The following is a 315-nucleotide window of genomic DNA, read 5'->3' as shown; positions in this document are numbered from 1 at the left end:
ACGAAATACTGGTCTGGTCGTGGACGTGCGCCAAAACCGATTGATGAAGCGTTGAAAGCCGGGCGTTCTCTGGAAGATTTTCGTATCAATAAGAGTTTGAACGGAGTAACAGATGAGCAGTAATATGGCAAGGATATAGTTTTATATCATCATTTTGTTAAGGAAGAAAATCCATGAGTAATACATCCTACAAACAAATTATCCCTGCGACAGACTGGTATTTCCGTCACGATAATGTCTCCGGTGTGGCAGGAAAGTCAACAGTATACCAACTGGCTGCATGGGCGCTTAAAGAAAATGGTGAGGTAGTTGGTC

1 protein-coding gene is annotated in these 315 nt (G+C 42.9%); it reads left to right on the top strand.

The annotated features are described in order from the left end of the window. Window positions 1–123, top strand: a 123-nt coding sequence (locus RTW80_RS28325; RefSeq protein WP_409415333.1) for an H-NS family nucleoid-associated regulatory protein, incomplete at its 5' end; no start/stop codon positions are given. Between the last annotated feature and the right edge of the window lie 192 nt (window positions 124–315).

Origin of the sequence: Escherichia sp. AM3 (assembly GCF_032029835.1) — a bacterium.
GTDB lineage: Bacteria > Pseudomonadota > Gammaproteobacteria > Enterobacterales > Enterobacteriaceae > Escherichia > Escherichia coli.
Note: the sequence above shows the minus strand (reverse complement) of the source record. Positions and strands in the feature narration are given on the sequence as shown.